The sequence below is a fragment of the Aquicoccus porphyridii genome (assembly GCF_008369105.1).
Taxonomy (GTDB): Bacteria; Pseudomonadota; Alphaproteobacteria; order Rhodobacterales; family Rhodobacteraceae; genus Aquicoccus; species Aquicoccus porphyridii.
In genome coordinates this window covers 1-550 of record NZ_VINQ01000088.1, presented here as the reverse complement: position 1 = coordinate 550, position 550 = coordinate 1, and the positions used below count along the sequence as shown (strand labels likewise).

The 550-nt window shown below is 68.9% G+C and carries 1 protein-coding gene; it reads left to right on the top strand.

What is annotated here, in order from left to right:
* A partial coding sequence (locus FLO80_RS23710; RefSeq protein ID WP_073670985.1) for a DUF1850 domain-containing protein occupies window positions 1-295 on the top strand: 295 nt, incomplete at its 5' end.
* Window positions 296-550: the final 255 nt, after the last annotated feature.

The following is a 550-nucleotide window of genomic DNA, read 5'->3' as shown; positions in this document are numbered from 1 at the left end:
AGAAGACTATCGCCTGAGTGAGCGCGGCCTGCTACTGGAAGAGGCCCGGGTGCGGGGCAGCGGGGCGGGGATGGAGATTCCCGAGGGCGCCGTGCTGCGTGACGGCGCCTGGCATTACCACCGTGGGGTGCCGCCGCTGCAACCGTTGCGGCTGGGGCGCACACCGGAGGCCGGCGACTACCGGATCTGCCGTCAGGGGCGCTGCGATGCGCTGGCGCGCTGGATCGGTCCGCCGGACCCTGAGCGCCCGGCGGTCGAACTCTGGGCGTGTCCGATACGGGACCCGAGCGACTGAACGTCCTGTGGATAACCCTGAGACGCCAGTCCACATCCATAAAAACGACGAAGCCGGAGCTGCTTCCGGTCATAAGGAAAACGTCCATGCGTAGCTGTATATCAGTCTTCCGGCCGGCCCTGCTGGCACTGTTCGTCTCGGCAAGCGGCTCGGCCGGCGCCGACGCGGCTGTGGAAAACCCGCGGATCGGCCGTGCCGCCGATCCGGTAGCGCGGCGCGATGGCCACACCCGCCGGCAGCGGACGGACCTTGGAC